The sequence below is a fragment of the Bradyrhizobium sp. MI1.7 genome, from assembly GCF_055811795.1.
In genome coordinates, this window is record NZ_JBVVPO010000001.1 from 1 (window position 1) to 24,767 (window position 24,767).

General features: G+C 64.0%; 21 protein-coding genes. 10 read left to right on the top strand and 11 right to left on the bottom strand.

Translation table 11 applies throughout. The annotated features are described in order from the left end of the window. Together AC0L3X_RS00005 and AC0L3X_RS00010 are read left to right on the top strand one after the other, a co-directional pair. On the top strand, window positions 1-859 hold an 859-nt coding region (locus AC0L3X_RS00005), incomplete at its 5' end, for a polysaccharide deacetylase family protein (protein ID WP_473316021.1). Window positions 860-866: 7 nt separating this feature from the next. After that, complete coding sequence (locus AC0L3X_RS00010; protein ID WP_028147792.1) at window positions 867-1,418, top strand: dihydrofolate reductase family protein; 552 nt, start codon at window positions 867-869, stop codon at window positions 1,416-1,418. Window positions 1,419-1,600: 182 nt separating this feature from the next. On the opposite strand, the gene AC0L3X_RS00015 is transcribed toward AC0L3X_RS00010, so the two are convergent. After that, entirely contained in the window at window positions 1,601-2,053 is a 453-nt protein-coding gene (locus AC0L3X_RS00015) for a DoxX family protein (protein WP_354131223.1), read from the bottom strand. A gap of 350 nt (window positions 2,054-2,403) precedes the next feature. After that, a complete protein-coding gene (locus AC0L3X_RS00020; RefSeq protein ID WP_063983646.1) occupies window positions 2,404-4,713 on the bottom strand; it encodes an NADP-dependent malic enzyme in 2,310 nt (769 codons plus the stop codon). A 246-nt stretch (window positions 4,714-4,959) separates the two neighbouring features. Between AC0L3X_RS00020 and AC0L3X_RS00025 the strand changes: the two genes are divergently transcribed. After that, a complete protein-coding gene (locus AC0L3X_RS00025) occupies window positions 4,960-6,933 on the top strand; it encodes a hypothetical protein (RefSeq protein WP_354131222.1) in 1,974 nt (657 codons plus the stop codon). A gap of 70 nt (window positions 6,934-7,003) precedes the next feature. On the opposite strand, the gene AC0L3X_RS00030 is transcribed toward AC0L3X_RS00025, so the two are convergent. Further along, the gene (locus AC0L3X_RS00030) at window positions 7,004-7,945 is read right to left on the bottom strand and encodes a transposase (protein ID WP_208067597.1); all 942 of its coding nucleotides are present in this window, start codon (window positions 7,943-7,945) and stop codon (window positions 7,004-7,006) included. Between the two features lie 268 nt (window positions 7,946-8,213). Further along, window positions 8,214-9,986, bottom strand: a complete 1,773-nt coding sequence (gene aspS, locus AC0L3X_RS00035) for an aspartate--tRNA ligase (RefSeq protein WP_135215317.1) — start codon at window positions 9,984-9,986, stop codon at window positions 8,214-8,216. A 197-nt stretch (window positions 9,987-10,183) separates the two neighbouring features. On the opposite strand from aspS, the gene AC0L3X_RS00040 reads away from it, so the two are divergent. After that, window positions 10,184-11,662, top strand: a complete 1,479-nt coding sequence (locus tag AC0L3X_RS00040) for a protein adenylyltransferase SelO (protein ID WP_135215316.1) — start codon at window positions 10,184-10,186, stop codon at window positions 11,660-11,662. Window positions 11,663-11,782: 120 nt separating this feature from the next. On the opposite strand, the gene AC0L3X_RS00045 is transcribed toward AC0L3X_RS00040, so the two are convergent. Together AC0L3X_RS00045 and AC0L3X_RS00050 are read right to left on the bottom strand one after the other, a co-directional pair. Then, a complete protein-coding gene (locus AC0L3X_RS00045; RefSeq protein ID WP_135215315.1) occupies window positions 11,783-12,316 on the bottom strand; it encodes an REP-associated tyrosine transposase in 534 nt (177 codons plus the stop codon). Between the two features lie 75 nt (window positions 12,317-12,391). Continuing rightward, the gene (locus tag AC0L3X_RS00050; RefSeq protein ID WP_354131221.1) at window positions 12,392-13,402 is read right to left on the bottom strand and encodes a M23 family metallopeptidase; all 1,011 of its coding nucleotides are present in this window, start codon (window positions 13,400-13,402) and stop codon (window positions 12,392-12,394) included. 260 nt (window positions 13,403-13,662) lie between these two features. Here AC0L3X_RS00050 and AC0L3X_RS00055 point away from each other — a divergent pair, with 260 nt between their 5' ends. The 4 genes from AC0L3X_RS00055 to AC0L3X_RS00070 are packed head-to-tail and all read left to right on the top strand — an operon-like array spanning window position 13,663 to window position 17,675. After that, window positions 13,663-14,514 (top strand): phosphodiesterase, encoded by an 852-nt coding sequence (locus AC0L3X_RS00055; RefSeq protein ID WP_135215313.1) that lies wholly within the window; start codon window positions 13,663-13,665, stop codon window positions 14,512-14,514. Between the two features lies 1 nt (window position 14,515). Beyond that, window positions 14,516-15,466, top strand: coding sequence for a carbohydrate ABC transporter permease (locus AC0L3X_RS00060; RefSeq protein WP_167768106.1), 951 nt, complete (start codon window positions 14,516-14,518; stop codon window positions 15,464-15,466). Continuing rightward, the gene (locus AC0L3X_RS00065; protein WP_135215311.1) at window positions 15,463-16,332 is read left to right on the top strand and encodes a carbohydrate ABC transporter permease; all 870 of its coding nucleotides are present in this window, start codon (window positions 15,463-15,465) and stop codon (window positions 16,330-16,332) included. The genes AC0L3X_RS00060 and AC0L3X_RS00065 overlap by 4 nt, the downstream gene beginning before the upstream one ends. An 11-nt stretch (window positions 16,333-16,343) precedes the next feature. After that, complete coding sequence (locus tag AC0L3X_RS00070; protein ID WP_354131220.1) at window positions 16,344-17,675, top strand: ABC transporter substrate-binding protein; 1,332 nt, start codon at window positions 16,344-16,346, stop codon at window positions 17,673-17,675. Window positions 17,676-17,750: 75 nt separating this feature from the next. On the opposite strand, the gene AC0L3X_RS00075 is transcribed toward AC0L3X_RS00070, so the two are convergent. The 4 genes from AC0L3X_RS00075 to AC0L3X_RS00090 all read right to left on the bottom strand — a co-directional run bounded on the left by AC0L3X_RS00075 (window position 17,751) and on the right by AC0L3X_RS00090 (window position 21,749). Next, a complete protein-coding gene (locus tag AC0L3X_RS00075) occupies window positions 17,751-18,572 on the bottom strand; it encodes an ABC transporter permease (RefSeq protein WP_354131219.1) in 822 nt (273 codons plus the stop codon). A gap of 10 nt (window positions 18,573-18,582) precedes the next feature. Beyond that, window positions 18,583-19,467 carry an ABC transporter permease gene (locus tag AC0L3X_RS00080; RefSeq protein WP_028147781.1) on the bottom strand — a complete coding sequence of 295 codons (885 nt, stop codon included), beginning with the start codon at window positions 19,465-19,467 and terminating at the stop codon, window positions 18,583-18,585. Between the two features lie 11 nt (window positions 19,468-19,478). Beyond that, window positions 19,479-20,543: an ABC transporter ATP-binding protein gene (locus AC0L3X_RS00085; protein ID WP_354131218.1), complete on the bottom strand. Its 1,065-nt coding sequence runs from the start codon at window positions 20,541-20,543 to the stop codon at window positions 19,479-19,481. 66 nt (window positions 20,544-20,609) lie between these two features. Next, window positions 20,610-21,749 carry an ABC transporter substrate-binding protein gene (locus tag AC0L3X_RS00090; RefSeq protein ID WP_354131217.1) on the bottom strand — a complete coding sequence of 380 codons (1,140 nt, stop codon included), beginning with the start codon at window positions 21,747-21,749 and terminating at the stop codon, window positions 20,610-20,612. A 193-nt stretch (window positions 21,750-21,942) separates the two neighbouring features. On the opposite strand from AC0L3X_RS00090, the gene AC0L3X_RS00095 reads away from it, so the two are divergent. Next, window positions 21,943-22,677 (top strand): FadR/GntR family transcriptional regulator, encoded by a 735-nt coding sequence (locus tag AC0L3X_RS00095; RefSeq protein WP_207794725.1) that lies wholly within the window; start codon window positions 21,943-21,945, stop codon window positions 22,675-22,677. A 32-nt stretch (window positions 22,678-22,709) separates the two neighbouring features. Here AC0L3X_RS00095 and AC0L3X_RS00100 read toward each other — a convergent pair whose 3' ends face one another. Beyond that, window positions 22,710-23,699 carry a zinc-dependent alcohol dehydrogenase family protein gene (locus tag AC0L3X_RS00100; RefSeq protein ID WP_354131215.1) on the bottom strand — a complete coding sequence of 330 codons (990 nt, stop codon included), beginning with the start codon at window positions 23,697-23,699 and terminating at the stop codon, window positions 22,710-22,712. Between the two features lie 103 nt (window positions 23,700-23,802). Between AC0L3X_RS00100 and AC0L3X_RS00105 the strand changes: the two genes are divergently transcribed. Next, the gene (locus tag AC0L3X_RS00105) at window positions 23,803-24,702 is read left to right on the top strand and encodes a LysR family transcriptional regulator (RefSeq protein ID WP_354131214.1); all 900 of its coding nucleotides are present in this window, start codon (window positions 23,803-23,805) and stop codon (window positions 24,700-24,702) included. The last annotated feature ends 65 nt before the right edge of the window (window positions 24,703-24,767 follow it).

Consider the following 24,767-nt stretch of genomic DNA (forward strand, 5'->3'; position numbering starts at 1 on the left):
CACGCATGGTGTTGTCCTCGAGATTGATCCCGTTGTTCCGCCCAAACAGGCGCCCCAGCCCGCCCGCGCGGCCTGCAACACGCCCGGCGCGCTCGGCGTCGCCCGCACGGTTGAGATCGACACCACGGGTGGTCCGGGCTTCGGCTTCGAGCATTTCAAGGAGCTCGACTTCCTGCGCGACAAGGAGGTCGTGCTGACCTTCGACGACGGCCCCTGGCCGAAGAACACGCCCGCCGTGTTGAAGGCTCTCGCCGACGAATGCACCACCGGCATCTTCTTCTCGATCGGCAAGCACGCGACCTATGAGCCGGAGATCTTGAAGCAGGTCTATGCGGCCGGCCACACCGTCGGCGCCCACACCTGGTCGCACGCCAACCTCAACAACAAGAAGCTCACGGAAGCGCAGCGCAAGGAAGAGATCGAGAAGGGATTCTCCGCAGTGAAGTGGGCGCTCGGCGGCATCTCGCCCTCGCCGTTCTTCCGCTTCCCGGCGCTCCAGCACCCGCCGGAGATGGTCACCTATCTCGGCAACCGCAACGTCGCGATCTTCTCCTGCGACATCGACTCCTTCGACTTCAAGGCCTCGAAGCCCGAGAAGGTGATCGAGACCGTCATGAAGAAGCTCGACACCAAGGGCAAGGGCATCATCCTGATGCACGATTTCCAGAAGCACACCGCCGAAGCCCTGCCCGAGTTGCTGAAGCGGCTGAAAGCCGGCGGCTACAAGGTCGTGGCGATGCGCGCCAAGTTCCCGGCCTCGACGCTGCCGGAATACGACCAGGAGCTGCTCAAGGACGTCAAGCTGCCGACGGTGAGCACGCGCCCGGTCAATTCCGTCGTGACGACGGTCTCGGAATAGACCGCAATTGTCTTTCCGGTTTGAAGGTTACGTCATCATATCGGCGGACGGCATGCTTGCCGATCCGTCGCACATCATGCCCTCAACGTTGGTGTTCGAAGGCGACAAGCGCTTTTTCGAGCAAGCGCTCGATCGAGCCGCGGTCGTCGTGCACGGCGGACACTCGCACGAGCAGCAGCCGAATTCGCCGAAGCGCAAGCGGCTGATCCTCACCCGCAAGATCAAGGCACTCACCGTCGACCCGGAGATGCCGAACGCGACGCTGTGGAATCCCGAGCATGCGAGCTTCGAGGAGGCCTGCGCTTTCGCCGATGTCGCCTCCGGCACGGTCGCAATCATCGGCGGCCCCGTCGTGTTCGACATGTTCATGGACCGCTACGACACGTTCTGGCTGTCGGAAGCACCGCATGTGCGGTTGCCCGGCGGCGAAGGCTGCTTTGTCGGCGTGCCGGAGCGGACGCCGCATGAGGTGCTGGCGTCACACGGGATGAAGCCGGGGGCGCCGTATCTGCTCGACGCGGCGCATGACGTCACGGTGACGCCGTGGCGTCGAGTCTAGCGCAGGCGATCTGCGCTACGGCGTCGGAAGGTGATAGGCCAGCACGCCGCGCAGCGTGTGCACCGTGCCGCCCGCGCTCAGGCTGGTCATGAAATCAGACGCCAGATCGTCTCGCGCCCCGAGATGGGTGACGCGATATTCGGCGCGGGCGGAGATGCTGTCGGACGAGCCATCAACTCGCTTTACACGTCGCCGTAGGCCGTCTCGGCTGAGCGCGTAGCGCGGCCGTAGCCCATGATCATGAACAGCGCGCCGATGATCGAGAGATTCTTCAGCGCATCGACCACCATCCTGGCGTTGTCGGGCGCGGCCTGATTCCAGAAATCGGAGAACAGGACGGTCGAAACCGCGATGTAGATGATCATGAGCAATGCGAAAAAGCGCGCGCCGAAGTTCAGCGCAATCATCAGGCCTGCAATGATCTCAAGCCCGCCGGCCGCGATCGCCAGCAGTTGCGGCGTGGTCATGGCGGTCGCCGTCTCGATCTGCTTGGTGTAGGACTCGATGACCTCAGGCACCACCACCTTGGTGGCGATGAAATCGGCCGTCGCCTGGAGGGGAAAGAACTTGGTCGCGCCCGTGTAGATGAACAGCACGGCGAACAGGATTCGCCCGAAAGTCACGAACGCTGGCATGATCGGCCTCTTGGCTCAGGCTTTTTGAAAAAGGCATCTTCACGAGAGTACCGGGCGATTATGAAGAGTCGTGCGCCGGTTTACAAACGGGGAAATGGCGAACTGCGAGCAATTCAAAGTTGGCGGCACGGGCGGTGCAGCTTCTCCCCCTGTGGGAGAAAGTGGCATAGGCGGCCTGCGGCCGCCGTTCTTAAGAACGCCGAAGCGAAGCTTCGGCTATGGCGCCGGATGAGGGGTATCTATCCGCGAGCTCAATAGCGGTGGGACTCGTGGATAGAGACTCCTCACCCGTCTCGCCGCTAACGCCGCGATCCACCCTCTCCCACAGGGGGAGAGGGTAAGACGGCATCTTACGTAAACAACGTCGGCTGCTGCCGTGCAGCGCGCTCCTGCGCTTCCACGACCGCAACGGCCGTCATGTTGAGGATGCCTCGCGCCGTCACCGACGGCGTGAGGATATGGGCGGGGCGTGCCGGGCCGATCAGGATCGGGCCGACGGGGAGCGCATCCGCCAACGACTTGATCATCTGATAGGCGACGTTGGCGGTGTCGAGGCTCGGCATGATCATGATGTTGGCCTCGCCCTCCAGCTTCGAGTGCGGCAGCACCATTTTCCGCGCAGCAGCTGAAAGTGCCGTGTCGCCCTGCATCTCGCCGTCGGCCTCGATCTCCGGATGCTTCTCCTTCAACAGCTGGGTCGCCCGGCGCATCTTGCGCGAGGACTCGGTGTCGTAGCTGCCGAAATCCGAGTGCGAGACGAAGGCGATCTTAGGCTTGATGTTGAAGCGCTGGACGTGGACCGCCGCCAGCGAGGCGATCTCGGCGAGCTCCTCGGCGCTCGGATTGGGCCGAACCTGCGTGTCGGCGATGAAGAAGGCGCCCTTGCTGGTGATCAGCAGCGCCAGCGCCGCATAGTCGATGATCCCCGCGGAGAAGCCGATGATCTCGCGGACATGGCGGAGGTGGTGCATGTAGCGGCCTTCGACGCCGCAGAGCATGGCATCCGCCTCCCCGCGCATGACCGCGAGCGCGGCGATCACCGTGTTGTTGGTGCGCACCACCGTACGCGCCGCATCCGGCGTCACGCCGCGGCGGCCGGCAACCTCGACATAGGACTGCACATAGGAGCGATAGCGCGGATCGTCCTCGGGATTGACGAGGTCGAAATCCTTGCCTGCCTTGATCGACAGGCCGAAGCGCTTGATGCGCGCCTCGACGACCGACGGACGCCCGACCAGGATCGGCGTCGCCAGCTTCTCCTCCAGCACCACTTGCGTGGCACGCAGCACGCGCTCGTCCTCGCCTTCGGCGTAGATCACGCGCACCGGCTGGGTCTTGGCCTTGGCGAACATCGGCTTCATGACGAGGCCGGAGCGGAAGGCGAAGCGCTCGAGCAGCGCGGTGTATTCGTCAAAGTTGGTGATGGGGCGCGTCGCGACGCCCGACTCCATCGCCGCCTTGGCGACGGCGGGCGCGATGCGCAGAATCAACCTGGGATCAAAGGGGCTCGGGATCAGCGAGCCCGGGCCGAAGCCCTGCGTTTCGCCGGTGTCAAAGCCTTGCGCGACCGCATCCGACGGCGCCTCGCGCGCGAGCTGCGCGATGGCCTCGACGGCAGCGTGCTTCATCTCCTCGTTGATGGCGCTGGCGCCAACGTCGAGCGCGCCGCGGAAGATGAACGGAAAGCACAGGACGTTGTTGACCTGGTTCGGATAGTCGGAGCGGCCGGTGCAGATCATGGCGTCGGGGCGCACCTTCCGCGCCTCCTCCGGCATGATCTCCGGGGTCGGGTTGGCGAGCGCCATGATCAGGGGCTTGTCGCCCATCGCCTTGGCCATCTCCGGCTTGAGCACCCCTGGTGCCGACAGCCCGATGAAGATGTCGGCGCCGCCGATGACGTCGCCCAGCGTGCGCTTGTCGGTCTTCTGCGCGTAGACCGCCTTCCAGCGATCCATCGTGGTGTTGCGGCCTTCATGCACGAGACCGTCGATGTCGCAGACCCAGATGTTCTTGCGCTGCGCGCCCATCGACACCAGAAGGTTGAGCGTCGCGATCGCGGCGGCGCCTGCCCCCGACGCGACGATCTTGACGTCGGACAGCTTCTTGCCGTTCAGCCTGAGACCATTGGTGATGGCGGCGGCGACGATGATGGCGGTGCCGTGCTGGTCGTCATGAAAGACCGGGATCTTCATGCGCTCCTTCAGCTGCGCCTCGATCTCAAAACATTCCGGTCCGCGGATGTCCTCGAGATTGATGCCGCCGAAGGTCGGCTCGAGGGCCGCCACGGTCTCGACCACGCGCTCGATGGTGTCGGCGGCGATCTCGATGTCGAACACGTCGATGCCGGCGAATTTCTTGAACAGGACGGCCTTGCCCTCCATCACCGGCTTGGAGGCCAGCGGGCCGATATTGCCGAGGCCGAGCACCGCGGTGCCGTTGGAGACCACCGCGACCAGATTGGCGCGGGTGGTAAGCGTGGCGGCCTCCGCCGGGTTCTTGGCGATCTCGGTACAGGCGGCGGCAACGCCCGGAGAATAGGCAAGCGCGAGGTCGCGCTGGTTGGCGAGCGGCTTGCTCGCCTGGATCTCGAGCTTTCCGGGGCGCGGCAGACGGTGATAGGCCAGCGCCGCCTGGTGGAGATCATCAGAATAAGACGACATGCGGTGTCTCGCCTCGCGTTACCGGCTTCAAAATGCCTCATCCGGAGCCGCCGCCCAAGCGGACGGTATTTCCGGGTCATGGAAACGGGATGAAGCACGGCGGGCGCCCCGGTGGCAACATCCGATTACGGCCCCATCAACAGGGCGCATGGTCAAATACCTGATAGCGCTAGCTTTCCCTAGACCGCGCGGCATTTCCCGAATATGGCAGGTTGCGCAGTGCAAAACGGGCAACTGGAGCTGGGAATGAAGCGAATCCTGATCGGCCTGATCGTGGCAGCCGTGCTTGCCGCGGGCGGATGGTTCGGCTTCAACCTCTATGTCCAGCACCGCGCGACCAGCGAGGTCGAGGCGGCGTTCGAGCAGATGCGCCAACAGGGCGGCAAGGCGAGCCACGGCAAGATCACGTTCGAGCTCGCGACCCGGACGCTGACGATCGAGGATATCGCGGTCACTCCCGGCAACCTGCCGCAGGCGCAGATCAAGATCGCCGGCATCAAAGGGACGGGCGTTCGCCTGGTCGACGATATCAGGTTTTCGGCCGACAGCATCGACATCACCGGTGTTGAGGTCGCACTGGACCAGGCTCCCCCGGCAAAACTGAAGGTCTCCTACAAGATCCCGCAATTGACGATGCGCGACTACGCCGGTCCCGTTCACGCCGCGGCTGCGCCAGCGGACAACTCCCTGATCGAGATGTACCGCTATGCGCTCAGCCAGTACACGGGCGTCACGGCCTCGTCGCTTACGGCCCCGACACTGACGATGAGCTTCGATTCCGGCAACGCTGCCGCCGGCAGCGGCGAGTTCACCTATACCGGGCTGGCGATCCAGAACCTCAAGCACGGCAAGATCGATGCGATGAAGGCCGACCGCGCCGTCATCTCGGTCGAGGTGAAGCAGCCAGGCAAGCCGGACAAGCTGACAGGCGAGCTGTCGAACATCATCGTCAACGATTTCGATGCCACCGCGATCCTCGCGGCGCTCGATCCGCAGACGAGCGGCGACGACAACTATCGCCGGGTCTACCGGCAAGTCTCGGCAGGCCCGTACACGCTCAAATCGGCACAGGCGATTCGCGTCGATATCGACGGCTTCGCCATCGAGGACATCGCCGTGCAGCCGTCGAAATTCCGGCTGGCCGACGTGCTCGCCGCGCTGCCGCAGGATCAATCGGCGCCCCAGACGCCGGCGCAGGCGCGCGAGCTGCTGGAGAAGCTCGCCGGGGTCTACGAGGGTGTTCGCATCGGCAAGGCCGAGATGGGCAAGACGTCGATCGGGACGCCGCAGGGAACAGCCAAGATCAATGCGGTCAGGTACCGCGAGGGCGAGTTCGCCGTCGAGGGCGTCGATACGCCGTCGCCGCAAGGGCAGTTCAAGATGGAGCGCTTCGCGCTCAAATCGTTCAGCATTACGAACCTGATGCGCTGGGCCGCTGGCCTCAGCAATCCCGGGCAGGCGCCCTCGCCCGACCAGATGCTGGGCTTGTTCCGGGTGCTCGAAGGTGCCGAGATCAAGGGCGTGGTCTCGCCCTTCAAGAACACGCGGCAGCTCGTCACCATCGACACGATCAGCCTGAATTGGGGCCAGCTGGTCGGATCGATCCCGAGCAAGGCCAATCTGGTCGTGAAGATGGTCACGCCGACCGATCCCTCCAATCCGGCGCAGCGGCCGCTGATCATGGCGGGCGTGGACAAGCTGGCGATCGACCTCGATCTCGGCGCCGCCTGGACGGAGTCCTCGGGCGCGTTTGCGCTTGCGCCCGCCACCATTGATCTCGGCAACCTCGCCAAGGCGCAGGCCCGCTTCGCGCTCGCCAATGTGCCGCGCGGCCTGTTCACCATGACCGACCCGATGGAGGCTATGAGTGAGATGGCGCAGGTCGAGACCGGCACGCTCGAACTCTCCCTGCGTGACAGCGGCGTCGTCGATCTCGTCGTGGCGCAGTTCTCGCGCATGCAAAATGTCAGCCGCGACGCCGCCCGCAGTACCATCGCCGAGATGATCCGCGCGCAGGGCGAGAAGGTCACGGCCGCCAATCTCGATGCCAAAGCGGCGGTCGATGCACTCGCCGGCTTCGTCGAGACCTCAGGTCAGACGCTGACGATCAAGCTGACCCCGCTCGGCAAGGTGCCGGTGCTTCAGCTCATGGACGCACTGAACAGCGAGCCGATCGTCGCGCTGGCGCAGTTCAGGATCGAGGCGTCGACGGGGCTGTAGGCGACGGCGGTGGTCTTGTGTTCCGGACGCGCTGCAGCGTTCTTACGCTGCTGCGCAGAGCCGGCAACTGTTATGTCGGCTTGACGTTCAGGTAGGGCTTCCTGTCGCGCATCATGGCGTTGAGGACCGTCAGCAGCTTCCTGGCGACGGCAATGAGGGCGAGTTTGGCTGGTTTGCCGGCCTGTCGCAATCGTACGTAAAAGACCTTGAACGGATCGGCCCGGCGGACCGCGTTGAGAGCAGCCATGTAAAGGGCATCACGGACGCGCTTTCGGCCCCCGGCGATCTTACGTTTGCCACGGTAAGCCCCGCTGTCGACGTTGAAGGGAGCCAGGCCGGCTAGCGCTGCCACCTGCTTCGGTCCCACTTTTCCGAGTTCCGGCATCTGCGCGATCAGTTGCATGCAGGTTACGGGACCCACGCCAGGAAGTGAACGTATCAACTGCGCATCGCCCGAGATCTCCGGCTCGGTCTTGATCAGCGTGCTGATGTCGGCCTCGATCTCGGCGATCTCGCCGTCGAGGACCTCGATGAGACGGCCGATACGATCGGCCATGGCACGGTCGTCGGCCTCGCTGCGCCGGTTCTTCTCCTGCGCACGCATGAGGACCAGCTGATCCCGCCGTTTTGCGAGCCTCGCCAAGGCATTGCGGGCGGGATTGGCAATTTGCTCGGTGGCTGGCTTCAGGGCCCGCGCAAAGGCCGCCAGCATCCTCGCATCGATCGGGTCGGTCTTGGCGAGCTGGCCGCTGGCGCGCGCAAAGTCGCGAGCCCGGGCCGGGTTGATCCGCGCGAAGCGGATACCGGCCTGACCCAGCGCCTCGCGAAGTTCGAGATCATAGACACCCGTTGCCTCGAAGACGACCAGCACGTCGCATCGCCAACGCGCCACGATCTGTGTGATGGCCTGCGGCGCGTTGGCGATGCGCTCCGGCACACCCAAGCCCTCATCGAAGATATCGAGATGTTGTTTGGAGACGTCGATTCCGACGTAACGAAGGGGTATGATCACGGTGCCTGTCCCTGTGATGCGAGGTCTGTTGCCGCAGCCTCGTGCAACTGTTCAGGTTGATAGATGGAACGGGCGGGAGACCGGGCCGGATCACGGCGTCAAGCGCCAAGGACCCAACGGCTTCCCGCCCACTCCATCATGACAGGCTTCCAAGACACAGGGACCCAGAAGCGCCGCTGCTCGCCGAGACGTGGGCCCCGGCTCCGCAGCGCACCGCCGAAGTCGCGCTGCGCTGCGTCCGGGGTACGGGACCGAAAACCGGCTCAGATCACTTCTGCGGCAGATTCACCCGCACATGCAGCTCGCGGAGCTGCTTGGTGCTGGGCTCCGACGGCGCGCCCATCAGCAGATCCATGGCCTGCTGGTTCATCGGGAAAAGCGAGATCTCGCGCAGATTATTGGTGCCGCACAGAAGCATCACGATGCGGTCGACGCCCGCGGCCATGCCGCCATGCGGCGGCGCGCCGTATTGGAAGGCGCGGTACATGCCGCCGAAGCGGTCGACCACTTCCTGCTCGCCGTAACCCGCGATCTCGAACGCCTTCACCATCGCTTCCGGCACGTGGTTGCGGATGCCGCCCGAGGCGATCTCGTAGCCGTTGCAGGTGATGTCGTACTGGAACGCCTTGATGGTCAGCGGGTCCTGGCCCTTCAACGCGTCGAGACCGCCCTGCGGCATCGAGAACGGGTTGTGCGAGAAGTCGACTTTCTTGTCGTCCTCGTTGTACTCGTACATCGGGAAGTCGACGATCCAGGCGAGCTCGAACCGCTCCTTGTCGGTGAGGTTCAATTCCTCGCCGACCTTGTTGCGGGCAAGACCTGAGAATTTCCAGAACTTGTCGGGGTCGCCGGCGACGAAGAAGGCGGCATCGCCTTCCTTGACGCCGATCTGCGCGCGGATCGCAGCCGTACGCTCTGGCCCAATGTTGTTCGCGAGCGGACCCGCGCCCTCGCCGCCCTCGCGCCACATGATGTAGCCGAGACCGGGTTGGCCTTCACCCTGCGCCCACGAGTTCATGCGGTCGCAGAACGCGCGGCTGCCACCGCCCGGCGCCGGGATCGCCCAGACCTGGTTCTTGGGGTCTTCGAGCATGCGCGCAAAGACCTTGAAGCCGGAGCCGCGGAAATGCTCGGAGACGTCCTGCATCTCGATCGGGTTGCGCAGGTCCGGCTTGTCGCTGCCGTATTTGCGTAGCGCTTCGGCGAACGGGATACGGCGCCAGTTCTTGCTCACCGGCTTGCCCTTGGCGAACTCCTCGAACACGCCGGTGATCACGGGCTCCATCGCCGCGAACACGTCCTCCTGCGTGACAAAGCTCATCTCGACGTCGAGCTGGTAGAACTCGCCCGGCAGACGGTCGGCGCGCGGGTCCTCGTCGCGGAAGCAGGGCGCGATCTGGAAATAGCGGTCGAAGCCCGACATCATCAGCAGCTGCTTGTACTGCTGCGGCGCCTGCGGCAGCGCATAGAACTTGCCGGGATGGATGCGCGAGGGCACCAGGAAGTCGCGCGCGCCTTCCGGCGAGGACGCAGTCAGGATCGGGGTGTTGAACTCGAAGAACCCCTGCCCCTCCATGCGCCGACGCATCGACTTGATGATTTCGACGCGCGTCATGATGTTCTGGTGCAGCTTCTCGCGGCGCAAATCGAGGAAGCGGTACTTCAGGCGGATGTCCTCAGGGTATTCCTGATCGCCGAACACCGGCAGCGGCAGGTCGCCGGCCGGACCGAGCACCTCAATCTCGCTGACATAGATCTCGATCTTGCCGGTCGGCAGATCGTCATTGTCGGTCCCCTCGGGGCGGCGGCGGACCTTGCCGTCCATCTTGACCACGAATTCCGACCGGAGCTTTTCGGCCAGCGCGAACGCCGGCGAGTCCGGATCGACCACGCACTGGGTCAGGCCGTAATGGTCGCGCAGGTCGATGAACAGCACGCCGCCATGGTCGCGAACGCGATGGACCCAGCCCGAGAGGCGAACTGTTTCGCCGATGTTGCTCTCGCGGAGCGCGCCGCATGTATGTGACCGGTAGCGATGCATGGTCGTCCCAAAATCAATGTCGGAGGGGTCGAATCGGACGGCCTGAAACGACCGGTCCGAAGTTGCGGCAGGGTTTACCCGACGAGGCCGGAGGCGGCAACCAAGGGAACGGGCTGTTTTGGGGCCGAAGCGCCCATTTTTGGCCGATTGGGCCTCAAGCCTTTGCCATCAGGCGTTCCCCGCCTATCTTTACCTCCATGACCGTCCATTTCCCCTTCCAGAACTCGTATTCGGCACTGCCGGACAGCTTCTTTGCCCGGGTCGCGCCGACCCCTGTGGCCGCCCCCCGGCTGATCAAGCTGAACCGGCCGCTGGCGGTCCAGCTCGGGCTCGACCCTGACCTGCTAGAGACCCCTGAGGGTGCCGAAATCCTGGCCGGGAAAACGGTTCCCGCTGGCGCCGACCCAATCGCCATGGCCTATGCCGGCCACCAGTTCGGGCAATTCGTGCCCCAGCTCGGCGACGGCCGAGCGATCCTGCTCGGCGAGGTCATCGACAGAGACGGCATCCGCCGCGACATCCAGCTCAAGGGCTCGGGTCCCACCCCGTTCTCCCGCCGCGGCGACGGCCGTGCTGCGTTGGGTCCGGTGCTGCGTGAATACATCGTCAGCGAAGCCATGTTTGCGCTCGGCATCCCGACCACGCGCTCGCTCGCCGCGGTCGTCACCGGCGAGCACGTCATCCGCGAGACCGCGCTGCCCGGCGCTGTGCTGACGCGCGTCGCCGCGAGCCACATCCGCGTCGGCACCTTCCAGTTCTTCGCCGTCCGCCGCGACACCGGCGCGATCCGCCGGCTCGCCGACCACGTCATCGCCCGCCACTATCCGGATCTGCTCCATGCAGAGCGCCCCTATCACGCCCTGCTCGCCGGCGTCGTCGCGCGTCAGGCCGATCTCATCGCGCGCTGGTTGCTGGTCGGCTTCATCCACGGCGTGATGAACACCGACAACTCTTCGATCTCGGGCGAGACCATCGATTACGGCCCCTGCGCCTTCATGGATGCCTACAACCCCGCGCAGGTGTTTTCGTCGATCGACGAGATGGGCCGCTATGCCTATGCCAACCAGCCGCGCATCGCGCTGTGGAATCTGACCCGGCTCGCCGAATGCCTGCTGCCGCTGTTCTCCGACGATCAGGAGAAGGCGGTCGCGGAAGCCCAGGACATTCTCGGCGCTTTCTCCGAGACGTTCAGCACCGCCTATCAAGCAGGCCTGCGCAAGAAGGTCGGCCTGTTCACGGAACGCGACGGCGACGAGGCGCTGATCCAGGACCTGCTGGACGCCATGGCCAAGAACCAGGCCGACTTCACCCTCACCTTCCGCAAGCTCGGTGACGCCGCAGGCGACGAGGCCGCCGCTGCCGACGTCCGCGCGCAGTTCATGGACCCCTCAGCCCTCGACGACTGGGCCAGACGCTGGCGCGAGCGCACCGCGCTGGAGCCGCAGGCCGCAGCCGAGCGGCAGGCCGCCATGCACGCCGTCAACCCGATCTTCATCCCGCGCAACCACCGCGTCGAGGCCGTGATCCAGGCCGCGGTGAACAACGACGACTACGCGCCGTTCGAAGAGCTGGTGAAGGTGCTGGCCAAGCCGTTCGAGGAGCAGCCGGACTATGCCGCCTACGCCGATCCGCCGCTGCCGGACCAGCGAGTGCTGCAGACGTTCTGCGGGACATAGCAACAAACTCGGTGCGTAGGGTGGATTAGCCGAAGGCGTAATCCACCGCTTCTCTCAACCAGACGAGAGTACAGAGGTGGATTACGCTTCGCTAATCCACCCTACGAGCTAACGCGATCGTCACGCCCGCTCACCGAATTCGCCCGCGATCTTGGCGTCACCGCCCGAATCCTCGGGAAATAATCCAGCCCGCACATCGCGGTGAAATGACGAGTACCGCCAATCGCAAACCTTCGAGACATGACCGTGCTTGACGGGATTGTAATAGCAATATTCGACGTGGCGGGCGTAGTCGGCCTCGTCACGGATCAGATGCTCCCAGAACCGGCGTTGCCAGATGCCGCGTTCGTTCCGCGCCGCACGGACAACGCTCAGCCGCTCATTCGCTGGGAGTGCTTTGGCAAATCGCGTCTTGATCAGCCTCCAGCGGACCGAAAAATTGGCATCGTCCGGTGGCAGCTTCCAGATCGCGTGGAGATGATCCGGTAAAACTACGAAAGCATCGATCTCGAAAGGATGGCTCCGGCGCGTTGCGGCGACCGCGTCCCGTAAGATTTCGATGTGGTGGGTCAAAAGAGCTTTCCGCCGATCGAGCAGGTTCACGGTGAAGAACCAGCCCCCTCCGGGGATGAATGCGCGGCGGTAGTCGGACATATCACCGATAACACAACTTGAAGTTGGCTCACAGTGGTGGATTACGCCTTCGGCTAATCCACCCTACGCACCTTCTTACTTCGTCGCCTTCCTGATCCCGCCGAACGACGCCGCGTCGAACTTCTGCGGATCGACGGGATCGTAGCGGGACCACTCCATGTCGGGCACGTTGGCATACCGCTCGGCCCAGGCCTTGTTCGTCGTCGTCGTTCCGGGCGCGACGGGGCGGATCTCGAAATGCAGCACCTTGTTCGGGTCGATCTCGCCGATCGTGTCCTTTGCCTTGACGCTCGCGCCCACCGCAAGCGCCTCTCCCTTCGGCCCGACAATGCGGCCAAGCTGGACGTAGCGCGTGTAGATGACGCCGCCGTTGGGATAGGTGTGCTTGAGCACGACATAGCGGCCGCAACCGCCGATCACGGGCAGGTCGGCCGGCGCCTGCTCGCTGGTCTCGATCTTGACGACGACGCCGTCCGCCATCGCCGCCACCGGACCGCCTGCCTTGTCGGAGGTGAAATCGACGCCGGGATGCTCGTCCTGGGTCCAGCATCCACAGGAGGTCATCGTCTTGTCTGCCGGCTTGTCGGCGCGCGGAAAGCTGCGCGGGGTGAGGAATTCATTGACCAGCAGCCCCGGCCCTTCGGGGGACGTGAAGGCATGGATCGCATAGAGCGAGAGCTTGTCCCCGACCGGCACCTCCGCCGGCAAGAAGCCGTAGACCACATCCTGGATGAAGACCTTGAGCTCGCGCCCCTTGGCGGAGCGGACCGTGATGCAGTTGGTCGCCTGCAAGGCGTCGGCGTCGGTCTTGGGCATGCCGCTCATGATCAGCGATCGCTTGAGCGCGCCGCTTGCGCACGGCTCGCCGTGGGAGGCCAGCGTGACGTCGAGCTTCAGCGGCGACATCGGGTAGACGTCGAGGCCGGTGGCCGGTCGCCGCCGTGCCAGGAACTCGTCGAGATCGGTCTCCTTGTAACGGGCGAAATTGAATTCGGCGCGCGCCGCATCGGGGACGGCGGAGAGGACGACAAGCAGCAGGGAGACGGCAAGCAAACCCAGCTTGGGGAGGCCACGCGGCGGCAACATTCGGAGGTCTCGTGATGCAAATTCGGTGAGCAGCATGAGCAAACCACGACCGCATCTTCGCGGCAAGGTAGACCGCATCTTGCGCCTCAATCGTGAGAGGTCATTCGGCCCCAGAGTACGCTCGCCCGGTCGTCCCAAGCATGTCCACATCTTCCACGCGCCGCAGGAACCGCTGTCATCAAACTGAAACACTGGCACTCTAACGGCCTATCAGGGACGTCCTGCCGGAGGCGCCCATCCTCCAACAGTCCTGACGCGCCATGCCCTTCAAATTCATCCACATCACCGACACGCATCTCGCGAACCCCGGACTGAAGCTCTATGGCCTCGATCCGCGCGCCCGGCTGGACGCGGCGGTTGCCAACATCAACAAGCACCAGTCCGACGCTGCCTTCGCAGTCGTGACCGGCGACCTCACCCATTGGGGCGAGCCTGAATCCTACATCAATTTCGCCGAGGCGATGGGCGCGCTGAAAATCCCTTATATCGCCATGGTCGGCAATCACGACAAGCGCGTGGCCTGCCTCGACGGCCTGAAGGCCGCGCCGCGCGACCCGAACGGCTTCGTCCAGGGCACCCGCACCACCGAGCACGGCCTGTTCGTCTTCCTCGACACGCTGGACGAGACCAGCCACGCCGGCGAGATGTGCGCCAAGCGCCTCGGCTGGCTCGCGAGCACGCTGGCCGCAGCGCCCGCCGACATGCCGTTCGTCGTCTTCATGCATCATCCGCCCTTCCCGGTCGGCGTCCACGCGATGGACGAGATCGCACTGGCGCAGAGCGCCGAATTCGCCGAGGTGATCGCGCCCTATCGCGCACGCATCCGCCACCTCTTCTTCGGCCACGTGCACCGGCCGATCTTCGGCAGCTACGGCAAGATCCCGTTCTCGACGCTCCGCGGCACCAACCACCAGGTCTGGTTCGAGCTCGACGCTGCCGCGACCGACCATCTCGCCAGCCATGAGCCGCCGGCCTATGGCGTGGTGCTCATCGACAGCGAGAACCTGGTCGTGCACAGCCACGACTTCCTCGACACCAGTCTGCGCTTTCCATTCGCCGCACCGACGGGAATGAACGACCGCGACTATGCGCTCAATTTCCCGGCGCGATGAGATGAGCCTCGCTGAACCCGCGGCTCTCCCGGTCGCGACTTCGGCGGCACCGCGTCTGCACGTCCTGAAGCGGTTTGTAGGCCGCTTCAACGCCTCGCTGCCTGCCTATCTGTTGCTTCTGCCATCACTGGTCTTCCTCGCACTGTTCACCTATGGCGCGATGGGCCGCGTGCTGATCGACGCGCTCTACCAGCGCGCGACGCCGAAGGCACCGGTCCGCTTCGTCGGCCTCGACAATGTCAGTGCCGTGCTTGCCGATCCCGCCTTCACCGGCGCGGTCGTCAACAATCTCGTCTACGCCATCGGCACGGCGATCCCGAGCATCGGACTTGCACTGCTGTTCGCGCTGGCGCTGTCGCGCACCAATGCGGTGAGCAGCGCGCTGCGCGCGGCGCTGTTCCTGCCGGTGCTGATCCCGATGGTCGCGGCCTCCGCGCTGTTCCTGTTCATCTTCCTGCCCAATGTCGGCCTGCTCGACTACTACATCGGCCGCCTGCTTCCGGTGGTGCCGAACTGGCTCGGCGACCCCGACATCGCGCTCTATGCGATCATGGTGATCACCATCTGGAAGAACGCCGGCTACTACATGCTGTTCTTCCTCGCTGGCCTCCAGGCCGTGCCCGAGGATGTCATGGAAGCCGCGCATCTCGATGGCGCCGGCCCGTTCATGCGGCTGCGCTACATCATCCTGCCCGAGCTCAAGCCGACCTTCCTGTTCGTCATTGTCATCGCCACGCTCAACGCGGTCACGCAGGTCGACCACGTCTTCGTCATGACCAAGGGCGGGCCGTCCAACTCGACCAATCTTGTGCTGTTCTACATCTACCAGCAGGCGGTCGAGCATTACGACATCGGCAAGGCCTCGGCAGCGACACTGCTGACGCTTGCGGCGCTGATGGGCCTCACCGCGCTCTCCTTCCGGACGATGGCAAACCGCGAGGGCGGGCCATGACGCTGATCGACCGCCTGCTCAAGGATGCCCCGCTCGCCACCCGCCGCGAGATCACGCCCAAGCTCGGCTTCGTGTTGACGATCTTGCTCGCCATCGTCTGGCTGATCCCGTTCCTGTGGATGGGCGTGGCGACGCTGCGCCCGGCGTCCGACGGCATCAACGTGATGGCCGAGCTGATGCCGAGCCTGAAGCCGACCCTCGACAATGTCAGGGATGCCTGGGAGATCGGCGATTTCCCGCGCTACACCCTCAACACCACGATCATCTGCACCGGCATTCTGCTGGTGCAGTTCGTCACGATCACGCTGGCGGGCTTTGCCTTTGCGCGGCTCGAATTCGCCGGCAAGACGCTGATCTTCTATTTGTTCCTGATGCAGCTGATGCTGGTGCCGGTGCTGCTGATCGTGCCGAATTTGAGCCTGGTGGCGCAGCTCGGGCTCTACGACACGCTCGCCGGCGTGATGATGCCGTTCTTCGCCTCGGCCTTCGGCACCTTCCTGATGCGGCAGGCTTTTGAAGCCATTCCGACCGAGCTGGAAGACGCCGCCCTGATCGACGGCGCCAGCCTTCTCCAGCGCATCCGCCACATCTACGTGCCGCTGTCGATGCCGAGCTTCTCGGCCTTCGCCATCATCTCCGTCACCAGCCACTGGAACGACTTCCTGTGGCCGCTGATGGTGATCAATTCGCCGGACAAGCGGCCGCTCACGGTCGGTCTGTCCGTCTTCACCGCGACCGCCGAAGGCACGCAGGCCTGGGGCACGATTGCCGCCGGCACGCTGATGGTGATCGCGCCGCTGCTCATCACATTCCTGATCTTCCAGAAACGCTTCATCAGCTCTTTCGTCACCTCAGGCATCAAATAGGAGATTTTTCGATGCTGTTTACCCGCAGGCTCATGCTTGGCCTCGCCATGGCAGGCTCTATGGCAGGCGCCCTCGCCTTCCCGGCAATGGCCGAAGGTCCGACCGAGATCGACCTGTTCTTCCCCGTTCCCGTCGACGGCAAGCTCGCCCGCGACATGGGCACCTTGATCAAGGAGTTCAACGAGACCCATCCCGCCATCAAGGCGACCGCGGTCTACACCGGCTCCTATGACGACACGCTGATCAAGACGCGCGCGGCCATCAAGGCCGGCAAGCCGCCGGCCGCCGTGATCATGTCCGCGAACTTCCTGCTCGACATGCAGATCGAGAACGAGCTCACCAATCTCGACAGCCTGATCGCCGCCGACGGCTCCACCAAGGAAAAGTTCTTGGGCCAGTTCTTCCCGGCGCTGCAGGGCAACGCGGTGATCGACCGCTCGGTCTACGGCGTGCCCTTCCACAATTCGACGCCGCTGCTCTACATCAACGCCGACAAGGCCAAGGAAGCCGGCCTCGATCCGAGCAAGCCGCCGCAGACCTGGGCCGAGCTCACCGACTGGGCCAAGAAGCTCACCAAGCGCGAAGGCGACAAGGTGACCCAATGGGGCATCGCGATCCCCTGCGCCTATGACTATTGCGGCTGGATGATGGAAACGCTCACCATGACCAATGGCGGGCGCTACTACAACGAGGAATTCGGCGGCGAAGTCTATTACGACACGCCCTCGATGCTGGGCGCGCTGACCTGGTGGAACGACCTCGTCTACAAGCACAAGGTCCACGCCCCCGGCGCGACGCCCGGCCCGGCCGTCAGCACCTCCTTCATCTCCGGCAATGCCGCGATGATGATGCTCTCGACGGGCTCGCTGACCTATGTGCGCGACAACGCCAAGTTCAACTACAAGGTCGCGTTCATCCCGCGCAACGTCCGCAACGCCGTGCCGATCGGTGGCGCCTCGCTGATCGTTCCGGCCGGCCTCGAAGCCGACAAGCAGAAGGCCGCCTGGACGCTGATCAAGTGGATGACCTCGCCCGAGAAGAGCGCCTGGTGGAGCCGCGCCACCGGCTATTTCGCGCCCAACATGGCCGCCTACAAGACGCCTGACATGGTCGACTTCCTCAACAAGAACCCGGACGCCAAGACCGCCGTCGAGCAGCTCGACGTCGCAAAACCCTGGTTCGCGACCTACAAGACCGTGCCGGTCCGCAAGACGCTCGAGGACGAGGTCATGCTGGTCCTCAACGGCAAGAAGCAGCCGAAGGAGGCGCTGGTCGCCGCCCAGAAGGCTGCCGACGAGACGCTGAGGCCGTACAACGCGGAGACCTCGCTGAAGCTGCCGTGAGGCCAGCGATCAGCCAAACAACCTCGGCGCTCCACGGTGTGGGGCGCCGAAATCATTTCAGGGGCCGTGATCGCGTCAGTTGCGCCTGCCGTCGAGCCTGAACACCATCTGCGTCGGACGCACGAACCGCAATGCGACCAGCAGCACAGCCATGACGGTGCACATGTAGATGACAGCCATCGCATCAATCGAATAGACCGGCCGCACACCGCCAGCGAAGACGTTGTAATACAGCGCGACGACCAGGGTCTGCGATCCCCCGCCCGCGAGCAGAAACGCCAGCTCGAAGTTCGAGATCGTATTCACGAGAACCAGCAGGCCCGCCGTCAAAATGCCGGGCAGCATCAGCGGCAACAGGATGCGGCGGAATATCTGCAGCCGGCTCGCGCCGAGCATCTGCGCCGACCATTCAAGGTTCAAGCTGATCTGCTCGAAGAACGGCAACAGGATGAAGACGGCAAGAGGAACCATCGGGACGAGCACGGCGAGAATGACGCCAATGACCGTCCCGCCGACACCGAACCCATAAAGCGTCGTGGCAAGCGGAATGCCGTAGGTCATCTGAGGGATCAGCAGCGGCAGGAAGTAGAGCAGCAGCAGGACCGGCTTGGCGTTGAAATTCCGCCGCGCCAGCACGTAGGCCGCTGGAAATCCGATCGCGAGCGCGATGAAGACCACGGCCAGCGCGATGAACAGCGTGATGAAGAGAACATGGGACAGCTCGAACTCCCGCCAGGCGTAGGTAAACCAATCCGTCGTGAACGCCGGCGGCAACGGCTTGCCGAACCAGCGTTTGGCGAACGAGCTCACCACGACATGCGTCACGATGCCGACCAGGTTCAGGATGAATCCCAGCAGGAACAGGTAGATCGCCAATTTCCACATCCGTCCGCGCATTGGCGCCCCCTCAGCGTTTGCCGACGCCCATGGTTGTTGCAATCGTCATCCGGCGGCGCACCAGCACGATGACCACCAGCGCCGCGAGCTGGCAGAGCCCCATGATGACCGCGATCGCGGATGCGTAGGACATGTCATATTGCTCGAAGGCCTGCTGGTAGGCCGCGATCGAGATCGTCCGCGTCGAACCGGCCGGCTGGCCAACCATCACCGCGGATGGAAACACCGCAAAGCTCATCACGAAGACGAGGGCAAACGCGATGATCAGGCCCGGTGCGATCAACGGGAACATGACGCGCCGGAAGATGGTCCAGGGCCCGGCGCCCAGCATGCGTGCGGAGCTTTCCAGGCTCGGGTCGATGCCGGAGATGTAACCGAGCAACATCAGGAAGCAGAACGGAAAGTTCTGCATGAACAGCGAGAAGATGACGCCGATCGAATTGTGGGTCAGCTCGAGCGGGTTCTGGATCAATCCGACCGCAAGCAGCAACTGGTTCAGCCAGCCATTGTGGCCGTAGAAGCCGAGGATCCCTTCCGACAGGAAGACGACACCGAGCGAGATCGGAAGCACGAGAATGGTCGTGATGGTGCGCTCGAACCAGATGCCACGCCGCATGCCGTATGCGAGGAACAGCGCAACCAACACGACCGCGACCGTCGTCGGCAACGCCAACATGAAGGTCGTCTTGATCGTATTGTACTGGTAGGCGTCGTTGAAGAACGCGACATAGTTCGAGAATATCCCGGCGTCGCGCTTCTTCGGCTGCAAGCTGATGTAGATCCCGTAGAGGAACGGGTAGACGAACATCGCGAGCACGTAGAGCAGCGACGGCGCAAGACAGAGGATCGCGACGAGGTCCAGTTCGCTGCGAGAATCAGAGCGGATGCGGGCCACGATCTGTCCCCTCACTCGCGACGCAGCAGAACGAACTTGTCCGCCGGCAAGGTCAGATCCAGCATCTCGCCCAGTACGAGCTTCTCGTGCGAGCGCACCCAGAGCCTTGTGCCGCCATCGAGCGCGATCTCGGCCTCCTGCTCGCGTCCGAGATATTCGACCAGCTCGACCTTGCCGCGCAGCACGTTGACGCCATCGCCAAATTTGCCGAGACGCACATCTTCCGGCCGGATCGCCAGAACGGCGTGCTCGCCCGGGCGGAAGCTATCCCTGGCCCTGGCCTGCAGGATTTGCCCCTTGAAACCGGCATCGATCATACCGCCCGCTTCCTTGCCGAGCGTCACATCGAGGAAATTTCGGAAGCCCATGAAATCCGCCACGAAGACGTTCTTGGGACGGTCGTGGATTTCCTGCGGCGTCCCGACCTGCATGAGCACACCTTCGCGCAGCACGACGATGCGGTCGGAGAGCGAGAGAGCTTCGGCCTGGTCGTGGGTGACGTAGATGGAGGTCAGGCCGAGCTGTGCGTGCAGCTGCTTGATCTCGGCGCGCATCTCGACGCGGAGCTTCGCGTCGAGGTTGGACAACGGCTCGTCGAACAGCATCAACCGAGGGTGCAGCACAAGAGCGCGCGCGATGGCGACACGCTGCTGCTGTCCGCCCGAGAGCTGACCGGGATAGCGGTCTTCATAACCGGCAAGACGCACCAGACCGAGCATGTCCCGCACGCGCTGCTCGATTTCCGCAGACGGCCGCTTCTGGAGAGAGAGGCCGAAGGCGACGTTGCCGAACACAGTCAGATGCGGAAACAGCGCGTAGTTCTGGAACACCATGCCGAACCCGCGCTTTTCGGGCGAGACATCGTCAATCCGTCGTCCGTTGAGATGGATCTCGCCGTCGCTCGGCGGCACCAGGCCTGCGATGATGCCGAGCGCCGTGGACTTTCCGCACCCGCTCGGCCCCAGGAAGGTAACGAACTCGCGGCCGCCGACCTCCAGCGGAAAGTGGTCGAGCACCACCTTGCCGCCATAACGCTTGGTGATCGACATCTGCAGCTTATCGATAGAGTCGGCCATTCCCCGCCCCGCATACGCACGCGAGGGCCGCACCTGCGCGCCCTCGCGTCTTGGTCCCGGTTATTGTTATTTCTTGACCTGATCGGCGCCGACCTCACGGTCCCACCGTTCCATCGCGTAGCTCAGCTCGGTCACGCCCAGCGGAGGCGATACTTTCCATTTGGTCCCGATCTGATCATATTCAGGACGCCAGAACTCCTTCACCTCGTCCTGGATATCCTTGGGCGCCGATGCGAGGGCCGCGGCCTTCACGACCGGCCCGATGAAGGCCTTCCAGGTGAGCGCCTGCTGCTCCGGCTTCCACATGAACTTCATGAGGTCGACGATGACATCGACCTGTTCCTGCGGTACGCCCTTCGGGATGCACCAATAATGGCCGTCCACCACGAACGTCGTGTTCTCCAAAATTGCGATCTTCGAGTCCGGCGGGATCACGCTCTGCGCGCGCGGCTTCATGTCCCATTCCATGATCCCGGCGATCATCCAGCGTTGCCCCTGGGCGAATTCCTTCAACGTGATCGCGGTACCGGTCGGATAATATTCGACGGACTTGCCGAGCTCTTTCAGGAAATCCCAGCTCTTGTCCCAGCCCTTTTCGGGGTCGAGCGGCTTGGAGTCCCCAAGAATGAAGGCAAAGCCCTGGAGGATCGCGCGGCCCGGCCCGCTGTTCGCCGGACGCGCATACATGAATTTGCCCGGGTTCGCCTTCACCCAAGTCAGCAATTCCTGCGCGGTCTTCGGCGGGCTCGGCACCTTCGCCGGATTGTAGATCAGCACCGGTCCACCGGCATTGCCGACTGACGGAATCAGGACGCCCTTGCCCTCGTCGTAAAGCGCCTTGCCCGCATCGGTGAGGCCGTCGCGCGGAAAGGTCTTCTGATAATCGGGGATGGCGATGAGCTGGCCGTTCTGGGCCAGCAGTGCGCCGCCATCCTGCCCGGTCAGCACCAGATTGATATCGAGGCGTCCGGCGTCCTGCTGCGCCTTGATCTTGGCCGGAAGCTCCGGCGCGGGCGCGCGCTGGATTCTGATCTCGCTGACCTTGTCCGGATTCGCCTTCTTGTAGTTCTCGATGATGGTCTGCACCGAGGCCAGGTCACCGCCGGTATCAATGATCGAAAGACTGACCGGAGCGGCCAGGGCTCCGCTGCAAAGACACGCCCCCAACAGGGCGGCGACCATTGGGGTTGCTGACCTCGGTTTCATTCTCGCCTCCCACGCGCTTTATTTTTTGCGCAACTTGTTATTTATTTGTAAGGCAAGCATCGACGAAATCTTCGCTGGTTGTCAAGCGGTCTGTTCTGTAGCTGTTTTAAACTGGCGGCCGAGCGCCTTGTGCACGGACTGAAATGTCAAAAACTTGTTTGGAAGCCGAACGCAAAACCGGGCGGAGCCGGACTTGAAAAAGCCTGCGATGAAATCCGTGGAGTTGCCGCTGTCGTCCTCGACGGGACGATTGAGCGACCGGATCTACGACCATGTGCTCGGTCAGATCGCGATCGGCATCCTTCCCGTGAACTGCCGGCTACCGCCCGAGAATGGCCTTGCCGAACTCCTTGGCGTGTCGCGGCCCGTCGTTCGCGAGGCGCTGACGCGATTGCGCGACGACGGGCTGATCGCATCACGCCAGGGTGCGGGCTGGTTCGTGACGCGGCGCCCGGCCGCCAATGCCTTCGACTTCGCGCCTGTCAGTAGCATCCCCGACATCCAGCGCTGCTTCGTGTTCCGGATGGCCGTCGAGGGTGATGCCGCGGCCCTCGCCGCCCGTAATCGGGACAGGCAAAGCCTGCGCCGCATTCAGCAGGTGCTGACCAGGCTGGATACGATGGTCGCCCAAGGGCGCGAGGGCGGCCTTGGTGTCGAGGAAGATCTCCTCTTCCACCGCACGATTGCGGAGGCGAGCGGCAACCGGTTCTTTGTCGAGACGCTGACGTCGTTGAGGGAGCAGATCGCCATTGGCGTCAATCTCAACCGCAACCTGTCGCTCATTCAGCCGCGCGGCCGCATTCTCAGGGGGCAGCAGGAGCATCGCCGCGTGTTCGAGGCCATCGAGGCACAAGACGAGGACGGCGCCCGCCGCGCCATGCGCACGCATGTCGAAAATGCCCGCAAGAGAATATTCGAGGGGGGCTGATCGCCGCGACGTGAGCCACGCGCCGCGCGCGTTTAGATCGTCACAACGATCTTGCCGAACTGATTGTTCGACTCCAGGAAACGATGCGCCTCGACGATCTCATCGAACGGGAACGTTCTGGCGATCACCGGCTTCAAGCTGCCGTCCGCCAACCCATCGAGGATGAACGCCTTTGCCCGCGCAAGGCGCACGGGATCGCGGATGATCTCGTGCACGAGGTAGCCGCGCAGGACCAGACTCTTGGTCAACACGTTGAAGAGTGGGAACGGCGTCGGCGCGGGGCTTAGCCCGCCATACTCGATCAGGATACCGCCCGGTGACATCGCCGCGGTCAGCGGCTCGAATGCGGGACCGCCGACGGCGTCAAACACCACGCGGACGCCGTTTGAACCGGCGATCTCCGCGAGCCGCGCTCCGATGTCCTCCTCGTCCGAGGCGATCACGTGCGCGGCGCCGGCATCGCGCAAGGCGCGCCGCTTGGTCGAGGTCCGCGTCAGGCCGACCGGGACCGCGCCGATCCGGTTCGCGATCTGGATGGCCGCAAGCCCGACGCTGCTCGATGCCGCCGTGATGGCGACGACATCCCCTCGCCCAAGTCCGGCGATGTCGACCAGCGCGCCGTAGGCCGTCAGATACTGCATCCACACCGCGGCCGCCGCCTCGAAGCCAAGCTCGGGCGGATGCTTCACGACGAGCTCGGCCGGAAAGGTGGTAAGCTCGGCATAGGCCGGCCATCGCACCATCGACAGCGGCGGCACGATGCTGACCGCATCGCCCGGCGCAAAGCCGGCCACGCCTTCGCCGATGGCCTCGACGATACCTGCCGCCTCCAGACCAAGGCCGGACGGAAATGTCGCGGTCTCGATATAGGTGCCCGTCCGCAACAGGGCCTCTGCACGGTTGAGACCGAGTGCCCTGACCCGGATCTGCACCTCGCCCTTTCCCGGCGGTGGAACGTCGACGGTCTCGATGCAAAGCACTTCGGGACCGCCATACCGGTGAAAGCGAACGACGCGGGTCATGGATACACTCCAAAACAGTTGAACTGAATGGAGCTATGCCGATCCCACCGAAGTGGATAAATGGCCCGAATGCGCGAACAGTCGAAACCAGGAGTTTTCAATCATGGACCGCCTGACCAGCATGGCCGTATTCGTCCGGGCCGTCGATCTCGGCTCGTTCGCAGCAGCGGCCGACGCCCTGGAGATGTCGGGGCCGATGGTCGGCAAGCATGTGCGCTTCCTCGAAGAACGCCTCGGCGTCCGCCTCCTCAACCGCACCACGCGGCGCCAGAGCCTGACCGAAGCTGGCCAAGTCTATTACGAGCGCTGCCGCACGGTACTCAGCGAGGCCGAAGCCGCCGACGCCGTCGTGGCCGATGAACTCTCCGCGCCGCGCGGCAGGCTGCGCGTGACCATGCCTGCCCTGCTGGGCCGACACTGCATCGCGCCCTTGCTGATGAAGCTCGCGCGAAAATATCCGCATCTCGAGCTCGACCTCTCCTTCGGCGATCCGATCGCTGACATCATCGAGGCCGGCTACGATCTTGCGATCCGGACCGGCGATCTCGACGACCAGTCCGGTCTGATCACGCGGCGCATCGCAAGCCAGCGCATGGTGGTGTGCGGCGCGCGGTCCTATTTGCGCGCCAACGGCAAGCCGAAATCGCTCGACGATCTCGCCGCGCATCAGGCGATCATCTATCGCCGCTCTGGACGCGTCCGGCCGTGGCTGTTTCCGCAAGCCGACCAGCCGGCACGCGAGATCATGCCTTCAGGCCGGCTGAGGCTCGACGATATGGAGGCGATCGCGGACGCCGCCGCGCAAGGCATGGGTCTCTCCTGGCTGCCTTATTGGCTGGTCCGCGAGCGTCTCAATACCGGCGCGCTGGTCGGCCTCTTCGAAGGCCAGCCCGAATTCCTCTACGACTGCCACGCGCTGTGGCCCCGTTCGCCCCGGATTCCGCCAAAAGTCCGTGCCGCCGTGGACGCGCTCGCCGCCGTCTTGCCGAAGCTCATGGGGTGATGGTCGAGCCCGCCCCCGTTAACTCCCCGTCCACCATCCGGCTTGCCGGGCGGCCGGTAACCACG